Source organism: Acinetobacter sp. RF14B, assembly GCF_006864105.1.
In the GTDB taxonomy this organism is placed as follows: domain Bacteria; phylum Pseudomonadota; class Gammaproteobacteria; order Pseudomonadales; family Moraxellaceae; genus Acinetobacter; species Acinetobacter lwoffii_C.
Genome location: NZ_SMTB01000003.1, coordinates 25895 through 41511 on the forward strand (window position 1 = coordinate 25895; position 15617 = coordinate 41511).

The 15617-nt window shown below is 44.2% G+C and carries 15 protein-coding genes and 1 tRNA gene; 1 reads left to right on the forward strand and 15 read right to left on the reverse strand.

The window, feature by feature from the left end; genetic code table 11:
- Positions 1-68: 68 nt before the first annotated feature.
- The 15 genes from E2K52_RS01005 to yfcF all read right to left on the reverse strand — a co-directional run bounded on the left by E2K52_RS01005 (position 69) and on the right by yfcF (position 14658).
- Positions 69-911: a universal stress protein gene (locus E2K52_RS01005; protein ID WP_151203149.1), complete on the reverse strand. Its 843-nt coding sequence runs from the start codon at positions 909-911 to the stop codon at positions 69-71.
- 167 nt (positions 912-1078) lie between these two features.
- On the reverse strand, positions 1079-1696 hold the full coding sequence (locus E2K52_RS01010; RefSeq protein ID WP_151203150.1) for an acyltransferase: 618 nt from the start codon (positions 1694-1696) through the stop codon (positions 1079-1081).
- A complete protein-coding gene (locus tag E2K52_RS01015; RefSeq protein ID WP_151203151.1) occupies positions 1689-2288 on the reverse strand; it encodes an IMPACT family protein in 600 nt (199 codons plus the stop codon). Before E2K52_RS01015 ends, E2K52_RS01010 begins: the two co-directional genes overlap by 8 nt.
- Before the next feature lie 105 nt (positions 2289-2393).
- Positions 2394-3581, reverse strand: a complete 1188-nt coding sequence (locus E2K52_RS01020; protein ID WP_151203152.1) for an HlyD family efflux transporter periplasmic adaptor subunit — start codon at positions 3579-3581, stop codon at positions 2394-2396.
- On the reverse strand, positions 3578-5716 hold the full coding sequence (locus tag E2K52_RS01025) for a type I secretion system permease/ATPase (protein ID WP_151203153.1): 2139 nt from the start codon (positions 5714-5716) through the stop codon (positions 3578-3580). The genes E2K52_RS01020 and E2K52_RS01025 overlap by 4 nt, the downstream gene beginning before the upstream one ends.
- Positions 5713-7248 (reverse strand): TolC family protein, encoded by a 1536-nt coding sequence (locus tag E2K52_RS01030; RefSeq protein WP_151203154.1) that lies wholly within the window; start codon positions 7246-7248, stop codon positions 5713-5715. Before E2K52_RS01030 ends, E2K52_RS01025 begins: the two co-directional genes overlap by 4 nt.
- 141 nt (positions 7249-7389) lie before the next feature.
- On the reverse strand, positions 7390-8133 hold the full coding sequence (lptB, locus tag E2K52_RS01035; RefSeq protein ID WP_151203155.1) for an LPS export ABC transporter ATP-binding protein: 744 nt from the start codon (positions 8131-8133) through the stop codon (positions 7390-7392).
- Complete coding sequence (gene lptA, locus E2K52_RS01040; protein ID WP_151203156.1) at positions 8133-8699, reverse strand: lipopolysaccharide transport periplasmic protein LptA; 567 nt, start codon at positions 8697-8699, stop codon at positions 8133-8135. Before lptA ends, lptB begins: the two co-directional genes overlap by 1 nt.
- Entirely contained in the window at positions 8683-9231 is a 549-nt protein-coding gene (gene lptC, locus E2K52_RS01045; protein ID WP_151203157.1) for an LPS export ABC transporter periplasmic protein LptC, read from the reverse strand. The genes lptA and lptC overlap by 17 nt, the downstream gene beginning before the upstream one ends.
- A 33-nt stretch (positions 9232-9264) precedes the next feature.
- Complete coding sequence (locus E2K52_RS01050) at positions 9265-9804, reverse strand: KdsC family phosphatase (protein WP_151203158.1); 540 nt, start codon at positions 9802-9804, stop codon at positions 9265-9267.
- A 3-nt stretch (positions 9805-9807) separates the two neighbouring features.
- Positions 9808-10800 carry a KpsF/GutQ family sugar-phosphate isomerase gene (locus E2K52_RS01055; RefSeq protein ID WP_151203159.1) on the reverse strand — a complete coding sequence of 331 codons (993 nt, stop codon included), beginning with the start codon at positions 10798-10800 and terminating at the stop codon, positions 9808-9810.
- Positions 10801-11053: 253 nt separating this feature from the next.
- Positions 11054-11129: transfer RNA gene (locus tag E2K52_RS01060), tRNA-Gly, on the reverse strand.
- 65 nt (positions 11130-11194) lie between these two features.
- Positions 11195-12616, reverse strand: coding sequence for a cysteine--tRNA ligase (cysS, locus tag E2K52_RS01065; protein ID WP_151203160.1), 1422 nt, complete (start codon positions 12614-12616; stop codon positions 11195-11197).
- 190 nt (positions 12617-12806) lie between these two features.
- Positions 12807-13757 carry a cation diffusion facilitator family transporter gene (locus tag E2K52_RS01070; protein WP_151203161.1) on the reverse strand — a complete coding sequence of 317 codons (951 nt, stop codon included), beginning with the start codon at positions 13755-13757 and terminating at the stop codon, positions 12807-12809.
- 262 nt (positions 13758-14019) lie between these two features.
- Complete coding sequence (gene yfcF, locus E2K52_RS01075) at positions 14020-14658, reverse strand: glutathione transferase (protein WP_151203162.1); 639 nt, start codon at positions 14656-14658, stop codon at positions 14020-14022.
- A 223-nt stretch (positions 14659-14881) separates the two neighbouring features.
- Between yfcF and E2K52_RS01080 the strand changes: the two genes are divergently transcribed.
- On the forward strand, positions 14882-15616 hold the full coding sequence (locus tag E2K52_RS01080) for a glutamine amidotransferase (RefSeq protein ID WP_151203163.1): 735 nt from the start codon (positions 14882-14884) through the stop codon (positions 15614-15616).
- Position 15617 lies beyond the last annotated feature (1 nt).

Here is a 15617-nt window from a genome sequence, read left to right on the forward strand (position 1 = left end):
GTTATTTTTAAATCAATCTGTAACAAATAATCTGGCGATTAAATTCTGCCTTATGTTTACCCTCTTGCTTACTTGACGACCAGTAAAGGCACTTTTGAATTACGGAAAATTGTGGTGGCAATACTTCCCAGGAAAAACTGATGAATTTTGCTATGACTAAATGCGCCCAGTACAATCAGCTGGATGCCCTGCTCTTGCTGATAGGACAAAATATTTTCAGCCACCTCTCCATAACGGTATTTAGGAATCACTTCGAGTCCAGCCTGCGTTAAATATTGCAGAGGTTCATTCAGAACCTCCACATGATCCCCAATATATAATAAATGGCACTCTAGCTGACGTAACAAATCACTTTCTGCAACCCGTTTCATCATTTTAAGGCAGGTTGGAGAGTATTCATAAGCAAAGATAAAACGTGTAGGTGGCTTGAATTGCTCTCCTACCGTCATGACCGTACAATTGGCGCCACGGATAAAGTTTTCCACGTTGGTGCCCACGGGTTTGTTTTTTTCGGCAGAACGTTCTCCAATTAATCCGATCACGGCAATATCATCAGGTCGTAAAATCTGAAAGCTCTGTTCCAGAAAATCCCCTTTTTCCTGAATATGGGTAGTCGGAATGCTATATTCCTTAAAAATACGGTCAGAGATATGCTGAAGTAAATTATTACTATAGTTAAGTGCAATCTCACTTTGTTTTTGTTCTAGCTCCGCCAGTTCTTTAAGCAACATCGCATTACTTTCAAAGCCAATGACCCCACTGATTTCCCCCAGATGATAACTGGCCGGATAATAGTCCACGACCTGTAGCAGCACCAGCTCACGTCCAGTCTTTCTGGCAATCCAGGCGGCAGCATCGGCCAAGGCATTGGTACAGGGTGAGGAATCTATGCAGGCAATGACACGTTTCATGTTTAGCCCCTCTCATTATAATAAAATTTTCTTAGTTATTTTTAACTTAGCATATGTTCTTAACAATGTGCAGCAAAATCTGTATGGCTTAAATTGAAATATGTTAATTTTTATGTGATTAAACTAAGTACTAGATTGATTCTAGGCAGGGTGCTAGCGAATCTCCCTTAATCGCGATAGCGGATCAATTTGGCCGGATTACCTGCCATGATGGCACGCGCTGCAACATCTTTGGTCACCATGCTGTTCATACCTATAATGGCCTGATCTGCAATCTTTACCCCATCTTTGATGCCCACATGAGCGCCTAACCACACATCCCGACCAATTTCAATTCCTCGGGAACGCACGGGCTGCTGATAAATCGGCTGTTCCAGCGCCATTCCATGATCAAAAGCATAAAGGTGACAATATGCAGCTAGACGCACCTGATCATGTAATTTGATACCGACCCGCCCCCCATCCAGAATACAATGATGATTGATTGCTACTTCATTGCCAATCTCTAGTGGACCATGCAAGGTACAATCTGCGGCAATAAAAGTATTATCCCCAATACTGATCTTGCGGCCCGGTTCGGCAAAAATATGTGCCAGCGGAGAAATAAAACAGTTTTTGCCTATTTCGACTGTTTCCATCTCCATGAGATAGGCCTGATATTCCTGCTGCCATTCCTCTGCCCAGCCCCGATGTTTAGGCTTTAGGGAGTAGTACAGCCAAGGCATATAATTCAGACGATGCTTATGCTGTTCACGGTATTTGAGCAGCGGATCTATCTCAGTCATCTGTGTCTTCTTCTATGATCTTCAGTTGTTCACGGCCACGGGTCACATCCTGAAGTTTTAAGGCAAAAGCTTCGATCTGATGCGCCTGAAACAAGGCACTGACCTGCACCCCTTCGGCAATATATTCTTCTTGGTAATCAATACCTTGCTGATTCAACTCATATTGAAAAATAGCCCATTCATTAAACTGGCAAAAGAAACTGGCTTTTTTCTTTTCGATTAGTTCAATTTTTTCTGCCAACAGCAAGCATTGTCCGGCACAGCCACCATAAGCCCGCACCAGTCCACCAGTTCCCAACTTGATTCCACCATACCAGCGATTAACCAGAACCAGTATATTGGTCAGCTCATTGCCTTCAATGGTCGCCAGTATGGGCCGACCTGCGGTCCCTGAAGGCTCACCATCATCATTAAAACGCACCTGATGGCCGATTTTCCAGGCCCAGCATTGATGCGTGGTGGTCGGGTCACGGTAAGTTTCCAAAAAATCCTTCACTTCCTGCTCATTTTCTACAGGAGTTGCAAAAGCCTGAAAGCGGCTTTTTTTAATTTCTTCTTCAAAAGTCACTAGACTGGCAATGGTAAATAGCATAAATTCAGGCTGTTAACACTCAGACTTAAAGTATACCCGCTTTGCACAATGAAATAAAAAAGCCTCTTGATAAAGAGGCTTGATTTTATTCAGCTCATACCCAGCTTAGCGTTCACGCAAGGCTTCCTTGGCTTTGTTAAACGGCTTGATCAGATAATCCAAGATGGTTTTTTCACCCGTACGGATATCCACTGTAGCCACCATCCCCGGCGTAATATTAAATTCCTGTCCGGTCTTATTACTCAGCTTGTCACTATCTGTACGGATATATACCCGGTAATAGAACTGATCCTGTTTGACTTCATCACGCAGAGTATCCGGTGAAATCACCGTCACTTTACCTTTTAGGCCACCATAAATGGAATAGTCATAAGCGGTAATCTTGACCAGTGCTTCCTGATCCGGGCGGATGAAGGCAATATCACGAGGTGAAATACGCGCTTCTACCAAGAGTTTTTCATCCAGCGGGACAATGGTCATCAGCTTGCCATTTTGCGGAATCACGCCGCCCAAAGTCATAACATCAATTTCTTTAACCACACCGCGTACGGGTGACTTGAATACAGTCCGGCTTAAGGTATCTGATTTGCCACGTACAATCTGCTGCTGGGTTTGTACATCGGTATTGGCCTTAGACAACTCTTCCCGCGCCTGCACAAAATACTGGTTACGAATGTCATTCATCTGATTCTGCAAGTCATTGGCTTCGCGTTTTAAGCGCAAAACTTCTACTTCACTGGCAGCGCCTTTGGCCACCAGAGGTTCTGTCATTTCCAGTTCTTGTCGTACCAGCACCAACGCCTGCTTAAGCCCAGCCAGTGAGTCTTCCAGATTGGCACGACGTGACTGATACAGCGCTGTTTCTTCTGCGACCAGTTTTGGATATTTCAATACCTCTTCTGGAAACTCTAAAGCTAGACCACTAACTTCTGCACGTAAACGCGCGGAGGTCGCACGTGATGCAACGAGCAAGGATTCCGACTCACCGACATTCGATTCAAAACGTGTAGGGTCCAGTTGGGCCAGCACCTGCCCCTGCTCGACAATTTCACCTTCCTTGACATTTAACTTGGTGAGAATTCCCCCTTCCAGAGACTGAATGACCTGTTCTTTGGAAGATGGAATCACTTTACCAGTACCGGTCGATACTTCTTCCAGCTTAAACAGCCAAGCCCATGTCAATAGAATTAACAGCCCAATACCGATAATCCAGATAATGACACTAGACTTGGGTAAAGGAGGCTCCTGAAAGCTGGCTTTGGTTGAACGTTTTAATTCTGCTTGTTCGCTCATGTACTTGCTCCAGCTGCCCGTTTTGTTCCAGTTGGTGACTGATTCAAAATCTGGTCACGTGGTCCATCCATCACAATCTTGCCTTCATTGACCACAATAATCCGGTCTACCAACTCCAGAACAGCGCGGCGATGCGTGGCTACAATCATGGTCCGGTGAGTCAGGTAGGTTTTTAAATGATCAATAAGCTGTTTTTCCGACACATCATCCAGAGCCGCAGTCGGTTCATCCATTAATACAATATTGGGCTGACGGATCAATAATCGCGCCAGCATCAGCGCCTGACGCTGGCCACCTGAAAAGCCTACGCCACCTTCCAGAATAATATGATCCAGCCCTTCCTTTTTCTCCTGCACAAATCCCAGAGCACCAGTAATCTGAAGCGCTTCGATAAGCTGCTGATCGGTTGCCAATGGTGCACCAAGCGTCAGGTTTTCACGAATAGAGCCATAGAACAGTTGTGAGTGCTGATTAAGCAAGCCCATATCCCGACGCACGTCTGCCGGATCAATCAGGTTTAAATCGAGTCCATCAAGTTTAACTGTACCTTGTATAGGCACCTGCATTCCCGATAGCAACTGTAACAGGGTTGATTTTCCAGCACCGTTTCGACCAAGAATCGCAATTTTTTCTCCCGGTTTAATTTCCAGTTTTTGAATCATTAAACTCGGTTTTGTATCATCTTCGGTGTATTTAAATACCACATTATTCAGCTCATAATGGCCACTTAAAACCGGACGATGAATCAGGTGAGCATAATCAGGCTGGTCTACCGGCTTTTTCATCAACTCATCCAGCCCGGCTTTTGCAGCTTTCGCCTGCTGTAAACGCCCCAAAACACCTGTTAGTTGTGAAATCGGTGCAAGCATACGTGAAGACAGGATTGAACAGGCCACCAGTGCACCGGTTGTCATTTCGCCTTCCATAACCGCAAAGCACCCCACCAGCACTACAATTGCAAAGGTTAAACCCTGAATTTTTTGAGTCCATGCGGTCATCAAGCCGACAATTTTACGTTGCTGCATGCTGACATCAGCAGAAACTTCGTTCATATGATTCCACTGATTCTGGAAACGGGCTTCTGCACGTAATAGCTTGACATCTTCAATGCCTTGGACGGCCTCTACCAGCAAGGCATTACGGATGGAGGATTCACGCATCCCCAGCTGAGCCAGCTCTGCCAGTTTTTTCTGTGCCAGAATACCCGGCAAAATCATTAAGGGTACAACCAGCAGCATCACCCAGAACAGGTTACCGCCAATGATCCAGAAAATCCCCAGAAACAGGAAGAAGAATGGAAGATCTGCAATTGCGGTCACAGTGGTTGAGGTGACCAGTTCACGTACCCCTTCCAGTTCTCGAATCTGTGAAATAAAAGTACCGGTAGATTTGGAACGCTCACTATTTTTAATTCGGAGCGAATGTCCAAAGACCCGGTCAGAGATTTTCAGGTCTGCGCGTTTTCCAATAATATCGGACAGATAAATCCGGGAGACACGCAAGATAAACTCAAAAATCGCCGCAATGAGTACCCCACTTGCCAGCACCCATAAGGTAGGAACGGACTGGGATGGAATTACCCGGTCATAGACATTCATTGAAAATACGATGGTTGCCAGTGCCAGAATATTGGCAATCAATGAGGCAAACATAACATCGATATAACGCTTCCAGTCATTCAGAACAATGGACCAGAACCAGTTTTTTTCAAAGGGCTTGATATATTCATCAACACGGGCATCAGGTACGGATGATTCGGGACGTAAAATATAAAGATGTTTTACCCCTTCATTCAGCTGCTCGACTTTAAATACCTGAGAAAGACCTTGATCTCCACTCAGTTGAACACTGACATTTCCTGCCGTATCAATCCGCTCAATGACACCCACATCACCGTTCTGAAACTCAACCAGCAAAGGTAAACGCCACGGGTTCAGCAAACTGCTGTCAAAGTTATTTTTACGGACATTTAAACCAATCTGGCGGCTGACGATTTTCAGTATCTCATCGGCATCCTGATGCTGACTCCAATCTAGCTGTAAACGGATCCGCTCTTCAGAAGGCTCGATTCGATAATGTTTTGCAATATTCAAAACCGCTTGGAGCCACGGTTGATAATTTATTATAGTACTCATGGCTGAACTTCAAATCCTTGAATTGAAATATCATTAAGCGCATAAAGATCGCGCGTACGACCAGTGACCTGAATATATTGCACAATCGCAGCATAAATATCATAACGCGCTGCCTCAATCTCTTGAGCCGCACTATGAATCGCCTGCTCGGCATTCAACAGATCCACCACGGTACGCGTACCTAATTTATATTGCTCTTGATAAAGCTCTTTGGTCCGGGCAGTGGTCGAGCGGCGTTTGGCCAAAACATCCATCTGCTTTTGCTTGTTCTCTATCTGTTCACGGATAAGACGGATTTGATCCTGCACATCCAAATAAACGGTATTGACCTGAGCACGTGCTGCTTCTTCGGCAAAACTGGCTGCACGAGCCTGAGAACGCATCGCTCCACCTTGATAAAAGTTACTGCTGGCTTCCAGCATAATAGAATTGTAGAACCCGTCATCTTCATTATTATTCGGGTTTCGCCCATTCACGGCCTGGCTTACACTACCTTTTAAGTTAAAGGTCGGATAGCTGCTTAAGCGTGCCTGATTTTTCTGTAAGCGTGCCACTTCCACACCGGCATTGGCCAAAATCATATTGGGAATCCGGGTGAAATCAGGATCTTGATACAAATGGGCTTGCTGCACAATCTTCTCTGGAATAACCCATTCAACATGAGAAACATCAAATCCCAGCAGATTGCGCAAGCGCTGCTGGTACTGTCTTAACTGGGTTTGCTGAATCAGTAGATTCGACTCTGCTGCTTCAAGATTGGATTGGGCTTGGATAGGGTCAGCCTGACTGCTGATTCCGGCTTGGGCACGTAAATTCGCAATTTCTGCGATCCGCCCAATGCCCTCAATCTGTTGCTGGGCAATCTTGGTAATTTCCTGATAGCGCTTGATATTAATAATGGCATCCGCAACTTCCAGAGCAATCTGATCCAGACTGATAAGTACACGTGCCTGCTCTTCTGTCAGTCTGGCTTCTTCGACACTGACATTGGTTTTAATTTTGCCAAAATCATATACAACTTGAGTAGCATTTAAAGAAATAACCTGCCGCCCACGCTCTCCGGTAGTGAAATCACCTGTCCCTAGCCCCCCGGATATCTGGGGATAATAGGCGGCTTTCGCTACATCAATACTGGCAGCCTGCGCAGATAATTGAGAAACACTTTGGGAAATTTCAGGACGCCTTTGTACCGCTGTATGCACTGCATCAATTAAACCCATTTTTCGGGGCAAAGCTACAGCCATTGGATTGACTACACCCTGTCCTGGCTGCGGGCGTATCACCTGAGGCAGCTCCGCGACCCGGGAGGTATCCATAGAGTATTGACTTAAACTAGACATCTCCACCTTATAGGCAGAAGAGGTAGGCTCAGGAGCAATCAGTTTTCCAAAACTATTTTTTATATTTGAAAAATAGCTGGTTTCTGCATGAACGAGAGAGATTTGCAGAGGAAAAAGGAAAAACATAAATATTCCACTTTTCACGTAAACTTTCCTCTGACTTTTAACGCTGTGTTTTACCCGAAATAACATGATTTCTTATATTTTACATTTTGCAAAGACTATAACAAAGTTTGTTTAAAAAGACTGTGTTCTTTCAAATAAATGCTTAAAAAAATTCCCTCATCATTCTAAGCTGATAATGAGGGAATTTTAAAGAAAATAGTAACGGACTTAAACAGTAAAATCATCACCCAAATAAACTTTTCTCACCGTCTCATTGGCCAGAATTTCATTCGGCGTGCCCTCTGCAATGACAGCACCCTCACTGACAATATAAGCATGCTCACAGATCGCCAGAGTTTCACGTACATTATGATCGGTGATCAGCACCCCAATTCCACGTTCTTTCAAGGTCATGATAATGTCTTTAATATCACCGACAGAAATTGGATCGACCCCTGCAAAAGGTTCATCCAAGAGCATAAATTTCGGATCAGCAGCCAATGCCCGTGCAATTTCAGCACGACGGCGTTCTCCACCGGAAACACTCATCCCTAATGAATCTTTGATATGGGTAATTTTAAAATCTGCCAGCAATTCCTTGAGGCGCTGCTGACGTTGTTCCTTATTCAAATCCTTACGGGTTTCCAGAATTGCCATAATATTTTCAGCGATAGTCAATTTTCTGAAAATAGAGGCTTCCTGTGGCAAATAACCAATCCCTTTACGGGCACGTTCATGCATGGCCAGATCAGATAAATCCAGATCATCCAGATGAATTTCACCCTTATCCATGCGCACCAGCCCGACTACCATATAGAAACTGGTGGTTTTTCCGGCACCATTAGGACCCAAAAGCCCTACAATCTGACCACTTTCCATGCTGAAAGAAACATCTTTAACTACCCAGCGTTTGCTATAGTTTTTTGCCAGATGCTTGATGCATAAAGTCTGAACCTGCTGCACTTGCTCCATTAATCACGTGCTCCCGGGAAGGACTGACTCGCAGATGGCGGAATCACAATCTCTACACGACCTGAAGATGAACCGGTTTTGTTCGGTGTACCGATGGCCTCAATATCCCCTTTGTTCATACTGTATTTAAGGATATTACCGCGAATGCTGGCACCATCCTGCTGCAGATAAGCATTGCCTGACAGGGTAATAATACCGGTTTCAGCATTATAAACAATTTTTTGTGCTTGCCCTTTCGCCAGACCTTTCGCCGCGTCTATTTTTTGCTGGAACCGAGCCGGACTACCTGTTGCAGTAATAACACTGATCTGCTTTTTACTGTTCAGATTGGCCACAATTGAGTTGGCCTGCAACCTCATAGTGCCCTGCTCGATAATGACATTCCCGGAATAAGTGGTTACCCCTGTACGCTCATTAAAGGTTGCACGGTCTGCCAGCAGGGTAATTGCCTGATTACGGTCAGATGGCAAAGCGAAAGCCGTCACCGAACAGCATCCGGCTATCGTCACGAGCGCCATGCGCTTCAGGAAAGTGCTCATTATTTTAACTCTACGAATTTGGTTCATACTTTCCTCGAATATTAAAGAACTCGTATTGACCATCATTAAGATCGGCTTTAAGCCCCTGACTCACAAACTCGGCTTGGGGAGAATCCACCAGAACGGTTTTGTCGGTTTCAATTTCACGTGTTTTCGGAAAACCTGTCAGCTCATCCGTACGAAAGCGGATTCTTCCATTGTTCAGGATTTTGGTCGCGATCACGCCATCTGAAAGTACCACTTTTGTATTGTCATCATAACCATTTCCCACCTTGGCAATAAAAGTGGCCTCTACTTTGCCATCTTTATAGGTGGAAGCTAGCAGATTTTTCAGATGCGAACTTCGTTGCTGTAGGTTTTGCTCAAGCTCATCGACTTGTGCACGAACTGACAGCATGCCATTTCCATCAGTTTGGGTTAAGTTAATATCCTTGGCAGAATAAGTCATGCTGCGGGCAGAATCTGTCTGCAGCTTGTTGCCTTTTCCACTGTAATAGTAATAACCACCACTTATTGCGGCAATAATGACAGCCGTAAGGTATAAAAATCTAGTATCCATAAGCGGTGTACTTAATCCAAATCGTATGAATTATTAATAAGGTGCACGCATATATTTTTCAAGTAACTCTTGGTATACGCCTTTAGAGGTCAGCAGCATATCGCAAATTTCACGCACTGCGCCGCGCCCGCCCATGGCCTGAGTCACCAGATCGGCACGACGGCGAACTTCCACATGACCATTCGGTACTGTCACCTTCATGCCAGCAATGGCAAATGCAGACAGGTCTGGCCAGTCATCCCCCATATACAGGCAATCTTCTACCGCAATCTCCAGTTGTGCACAAGCCTCACTCAAAGCCAGGCCTTTGTCTTCACGACCCTGATAGACCAGATCGACTCCCAGATCTGACATACGCTTTTCAACGATATTACTTTTACGTCCAGTGATGATAATCACTTTGATGCCAGCCTGCTGAACCAGTTTCATCCCCAAGCCATCGCGAATATCAAAAGATTTGATTTCATCGCCTGTATTGGTCAACGTGACAAAACCGTCGCTTAAAATACCATCTACATCTAGCACCAATGCTTTAATATGACGTGCCTGCTCTAGTAATACATAAGATGCCATCGATTAATTTACCCCAGCCTGAATCAGGTCATGCATACTGATCACACCAATCACCTTATTGGTCTCATCCACCACTACAAATTGGTTTATTTTACGCTCGTTCATACGTTCCAAGGCTTCGACTGCACGTGCTTCCTGAGAAATCGTCCATGGATTTTGAATCATCACGTCCTGCACCAGAAGATTAACATCAAAACCTTGCTGTTTATCAATCAGGCGGCGCAAGTCACCATCGGTAAAAATTCCGAGCAAACGCTCCTGCTCATCCACAATTGTGGTCAAACCTAAACGCTTATCAGAAATTTCATAAAGCACTTTATTCATCGGGGTATTAGGTGCGACCTTCGGCAAATCTTCCCCCGTATGCATCAAATGCTTTACATGCAGCAGCAAGCGCTTACCAAGCGCACCTGCAGGATGTGATCGTGCAAAGTCATCTGAGGTGAACCCGCGAGCATCCAGCAAGGCCACTGCCAGAGCATCCCCCAGTGCCAAAGTGGCAGTCGTTGAAGATGTCGGTGCCAGGCCCAGTGGACAAGCTTCCTGAATATCGCCCAAAGTCAGGGCAACATCAGCATTTTGTGGCATCGGGCCGCGATCATCACCACTAATGGTAATTAAAGGTACACCAAGGTGCTTGATCAAAGGCATCAGCATCATGATTTCATCACTTTTGCCTGAATTAGAAATGGCAATCAGCACATCTCCTTCGACCAGCATTCCCAAGTCACCATGCCCCGCTTCACCTGGATGCATGAAAAAAGACGGCGTACCTGTGGAAGCAAAGGTGGCTGCCATTTTACGGCCAATATGACCAGATTTCCCCATCCCGGTGATGACCAGACGCCCTTTGCATCGCAGGATAATTTCACATGCCCGACTAAAACGGCCATCAATCTGCCTAGCTAAAATCTGTAACGCATTTTCTTCAATGCGTAATGTTTCAAGTGCAACCTTCTGGAAATCGAATAAGTTCGCTGTTTTTTCTTGATTCAAAGCCTGTTTACCTACACTAAGGACAGAGAAAAACTTTCGTGAGATACGAATAATTTTCGCAATTTTATCATATCTATGCGAATCGCAGTTTTGAAAATAGTGTGCTTTTAATAAAACTTAAACAGAATGCCTTTAAATTCTTCATTCGCCCCGAATCTAGAGCTATACAGTTCTCTTTTCCTGATCAGTTTTTTATAGTTTTTTAGCAAGCAATAAAAAACCCCTAATCTTTCGATCAGGGTTTTTAAAATTTTGGAGCGGGAAACGAGACTCGAACTCGCGACCCCAACCTTGGCAAGGTTGTGCTCTACCAACTGAGCTATTCCCGCAATATGGAAATGAATTATAGAGAGTTTCTTACAACTGTCAACTCTCCATGCAATCAAGTGTCGAATTAATCAGCACGACGCCATACTGTTCCTTGACGGGTATCTTCCAAAACCACCCCTTGGTCCAGTAAGGACTGACGAATTTCATCGGCACGGGCAAAGTTTTTGTCTTTTTTGGCGTCTTGGCGCTGCTGAATCAGATCTTCGATCTGTTCTTCAGTTAGCCCCAAAGCATCCTGCCCAATATCAGATTTTAAAAACTCATCGACATTGTGCTGTACCAGCCCCAGAATATTGGTTAGGTGGCTTAAAGTAGCATATAGAATAGCAGCCTGTTCAGCCTTGTCCTCTTTAACCGCACGATTCAGTTCTTTATTGATTTCAAACAGGACTGCAATTGCCTCTGCCGTATTAAAGTCATCACGCATGGCGGCATTGAAGCGCTCCACCAGGGTTTCATCCAAGTTGCCTACTCGCTTGTCACCATAAACAGCCTGATACGCCTTAAATGAATGATAGAAACGTGACAACGCAGTTTTAGCTTCCTTCAGTGCCACATCAGAGAAGTTCACCGGACTACGGTAGTGTGAAGACACAATGAAATAGCGAATCACTTCCGGATGAAACTTTTCCATGACATCACGAATGGTAAAGAAGTTACCCAGCGACTTCGACATTTTTTCGCCATCGACATTGATAAAGCCCACATGCATCCAGTAATTCACATACTGTTCACCTGTGGAGGCTTCTGATTGCGCAATTTCATTTTCATGATGCGGGAACATCAGGTCCGAACCACCGCCATGAATATCAAAGTGGTTACCCAGGCAGCAGGTCGACATAGCAGAGCATTCAATATGCCAGCCCGGACGGCCATTACCCCATGGAGAAGCCCAAGCCGGCTCATTCTCCTTGGCATGTTTCCAGAGCACAAAGTCAAAAGGATGTTTTTTTTCAACTTCGACATCTACACGTTCCGAAGCACCTGCCTGCATGTCGTCCAGTTTACGCCCCGAAAGACGGCCATACTTTTCAAACTTTTCTACCTGAAAATATACATCACCATTTGCTGCCGGATAGGCGGTTCCCTTCTCAACCAGATTGCCAATCATGCTTTGCATCTGGTCGATGTATTCCGTAGCACGAGGCGCCTCATCTGGTTCCAAGCACCCCAAGTTGGCTGCATCTTCATTCATGGCTTGAATAAAGCGATCTGTCAGTGCCGTGATGCTTTCGCCATTTTCATTAGCACGCTTGATAATCTTGTCATCAATATCGGTGATGTTACGTACATATTTTACGTTCCAGCCCTGACTACGCAGGAAACGAATAATATAGTCGAATGCAACCATGACCCGAGCATGTCCAATATGACAGTAATCATAAACTGTCATACCACACACATACATGTCGATATGCCCTGCTTTGCGTGGAACAAATTCAACTTTTTTACGTTGCTCTGAGTTATATAGAACAAATGGTTGCATAGGTCTTCTAAAGTACGTTTACAAATGATCACTCATCTTAACCTAAGCATTATTTTTCACAAAGTTTTAAGAATCATTTTTATAGCTTCCTTGAAAACAATTTCTACATGAAATTAGAGCCTCAGCCCCGTCTTTCTAGTTGCCAAATGAAAATGAATAAAATAATGGCTTTGCAATAACCATCCACTGATCAATGTGAATGGTTTTCCTGCCCTTCATGTGACTCATGTTGATGCGACAGGTGATGATGCTGTTCGGGCAGACAATGCTCATCTTCAATTTGTAGGGTCATCTCGGTAATATGATGCGCATGCTTCAACATCTCAAATGCTTGCTGATGTAGTTTTTTATAATCAACCTCTGGCGCAACCAGATGAACCGTTAACATAACTTTCTTAGAAGTAATGGCCCAGACTTTTAACTGGTGAATCTCTTTCACGCCTTCCAGTGACAACAGGTCATTACGCAGCTTTTCAATATCAATTTCATCTGGCACACCTTCCAGCAGGATATTGATACTTTGTTTCAGCAAAACCCAGGTGCGTGGCATCACCCAAAAGCCAATCAGGACGGCAATCAGCGTATCAACCCACATCCACCCGCTAAAATAGATCATGATGGCCCCGATAATGACGCCGACTGAGCCTATCGCATCACTTAGCACTTCCAGATAGGCCCCTTTAATATTTAAGCTTTCCTGACTACTAGAAACCAGAATTTTCATTGAAATCAGATTGATGATCAGGCCAAGTACCGCAACCGCCAACATGCCCACACTTTGAATTTCAGGAGGATGACTAAAACGCTGATAGGCCTCAAACAGGATATAAAGCGCCACCACAAAAAGCATGAGCGCATTAAACAGAGCAGCCAGAATTTCAAATCGCTGATAACCAAATGTACGTTTATCATCTGCCGGTTTTTGGCCAATTTTAATCGCCGCCAGTGCAATGGCCAGTGCAGCTGCATCAGTAAACATATGGGCAGCATCAGAGAGCAATGCCAGACTTTGGGTCATGAAACCTGCTATGACCTCTACAATTAAAAAGGTCGTGGTCAGAAGCAATGCCAAGGACAGTTTTTTAGCATTTTTAGCACTGACTTCTACATGACTGTGATCATGTTGATGTGAGCCTCCCATACAATGCTCCTTCTATTTTTAATATTACCTTTGATTTTAAGCTGTTTTTTCGCTGCTTATTTTCAATACTACGTTGGAACTACTGATATTTAAACTCTTTTTTGTATAGTCAGGTTCATATAAAAATACACAGATCACATAATTGAGATACAACTCCCATCAGGAATGTCTATCCTCGGTCACTTAAATCTCCACCCAGTTTTTATAGTCTACCTATAACAGCCATATCTATCTGCATAACCCAGCCTTAATAAAAAATAGCTTAGGCACCTAACTTTGCATTTTCCTGAATCCAGGACTGAACCGAACTACGCTGGAAATTACGTTGGATATAGGCCTGAATTTTTTCAGGCAGTTCAACCTGACAACTAAGTAAGCGGTGTAGCATAAAGGCCAGATCAAAGTCGGCAATGGACCAGTGTTCAGTTAACCAAAACTCCTCTCCTAATACAGTGTCTGTGACTGCCAATAAACGCTGAATATCCTGCATGGCCTCGGCTGAAAAAATAGCAGGTACTTGAGGTGGCACAAAAATTGAATCTGAAGGCATTGCCTGCCGGATTGAGATAAAGTCGGTTTTTACCAAGGCCTGAACTGCGCGGCACTTTGCTCTGGCTTTAATTTCATCAGGATAAAGTGCGGGATACTCCGGGAATGGAAAGGTATTTTCCACATACTCCGTAATGGCCCAGGATTCAAATAAATGGAAATCGTTAACCACCAAACAGGGAATTTTGCCAGTTGGACAAATTCTGCGATAAGCCAGAGAGTGTTGTTCCTGCTGATCCAGATCAATCACTTTTTCCTGAAAATGAAGTCCTTTTTCTGTCAAAGCCACATACACTGACATGGCATAAGGGCTGATACGTTTTTTATCAATATAAAGGCAGATGTTTGGCATTTTTCTTCTTCAACTCTTTTTCTCTATTATCGTTACTCTACCGCTTTTCCCGCTAAAAAGGAAAATACGGCGGCACCATGATACTAAGCTGTTTTCATGTTTAATATCAGGCTAGCTTGAGAACAGAAGCTCTTTCTAGCACACCCAGCCTTTGAGTTAAAAAGACTTCTATTTTTATGCAAAATGACGTTAAATCAATATTTCCTTTTTCAATCTCACCATTATGCTGAACCTGGACCATTTACCCGATACTGTATATGCAATTCAACATCTGGCTTTTGAGGATTTAGGTGCCTGGGAGGATGTCTTTTATCAATTAGGACTACGGGTACGCTATTTTGAAGCCGGTGTAGATGACTTGCGTCAAGCGTATGAGCACTCAGGTCTGACTGTTATTTTAGGTGGCCCGATTGGGGTTTATGACACAGAAGACTATCCTTTCTTACATCAGGAAATAGACTTACTTAAAGTTCGTTTGAAAAAGAATCTCCCTACTTTAGGTATCTGTCTAGGTGCTCAATTGATTGCTCATGCACTCGGTGCTCGAGTCTATGCAGGACCGTATAAAGAAATCGGCTGGTCTCAACTCAGACTTTCCTGTATTAAAAACAATCCCTTAGAAGATTTAGAAAATATTAATGTACTGCACTGGCATGGTGACAGCTTTGATTTACCTGAACAGGCAATATTGCTGGCTAGCTCCAAACATTACCCAAATCAAGCCTTTCGTGTGGGTTCAAATATCCTGGCGCTACAATTTCATGCTGAAGTGGCCAGTGACAGTCTGGAAAAATGGCTGATTGGCCATAGCTCTGAATTGCGTCAGGCAAAGATTAATATTCCGGAATTAAGAACTGCCAGTCTACAGTTTGCTCCTATACTTGAGGCAACTTCACAGACTGTATTAAGCAAATTTCTGGCGCAATTAAATATGACCTCCAAGCCAGCGGCATTTTAGA

Coding starts and splice junctions, on each gene's coding strand:
- E2K52_RS01005 (WP_151203149.1), bottom strand. CDS start 911: ATGAAACGTGTCATTGCCTGCATAGATTCCTCACCCTGTACCAATGCC.
- E2K52_RS01010 (WP_151203150.1), bottom strand. CDS start 1,696: ATGACTGAGATAGATCCGCTGCTCAAATACCGTGAACAGCATAAGCAT.
- E2K52_RS01015 (WP_151203151.1), bottom strand. CDS start 2,288: ATGCTATTTACCATTGCCAGTCTAGTGACTTTTGAAGAAGAAATTAAA.
- E2K52_RS01020 (WP_151203152.1), bottom strand. CDS start 3,581: ATGAGCGAACAAGCAGAATTAAAACGTTCAACCAAAGCCAGCTTTCAG.
- E2K52_RS01025 (WP_151203153.1), bottom strand. CDS start 5,716: ATGAGTACTATAATAAATTATCAACCGTGGCTCCAAGCGGTTTTGAAT.
- E2K52_RS01030 (WP_151203154.1), bottom strand. CDS start 7,248: ATGTTATTTCGGGTAAAACACAGCGTTAAAAGTCAGAGGAAAGTTTAC.
- lptB (WP_151203155.1), bottom strand. CDS start 8,133: ATGGAGCAAGTGCAGCAGGTTCAGACTTTATGCATCAAGCATCTGGCA.
- lptA (WP_151203156.1), bottom strand. CDS start 8,699: ATGAACCAAATTCGTAGAGTTAAAATAATGAGCACTTTCCTGAAGCGC.
- lptC (WP_151203157.1), bottom strand. CDS start 9,231: ATGGATACTAGATTTTTATACCTTACGGCTGTCATTATTGCCGCAATA.
- E2K52_RS01050 (WP_151203158.1), bottom strand. CDS start 9,804: ATGGCATCTTATGTATTACTAGAGCAGGCACGTCATATTAAAGCATTG.
- cysS (WP_151203160.1), bottom strand. CDS start 12,616: ATGCAACCATTTGTTCTATATAACTCAGAGCAACGTAAAAAAGTTGAA.
- E2K52_RS01070 (WP_151203161.1), bottom strand. CDS start 13,757: ATGGGAGGCTCACATCAACATGATCACAGTCATGTAGAAGTCAGTGCT.
- yfcF (WP_151203162.1), bottom strand. CDS start 14,658: ATGCCAAACATCTGCCTTTATATTGATAAAAAACGTATCAGCCCTTAT.
- E2K52_RS01080 (WP_151203163.1), top strand. CDS start 14,882: ATGCTGAACCTGGACCATTTACCCGATACTGTATATGCAATTCAACAT.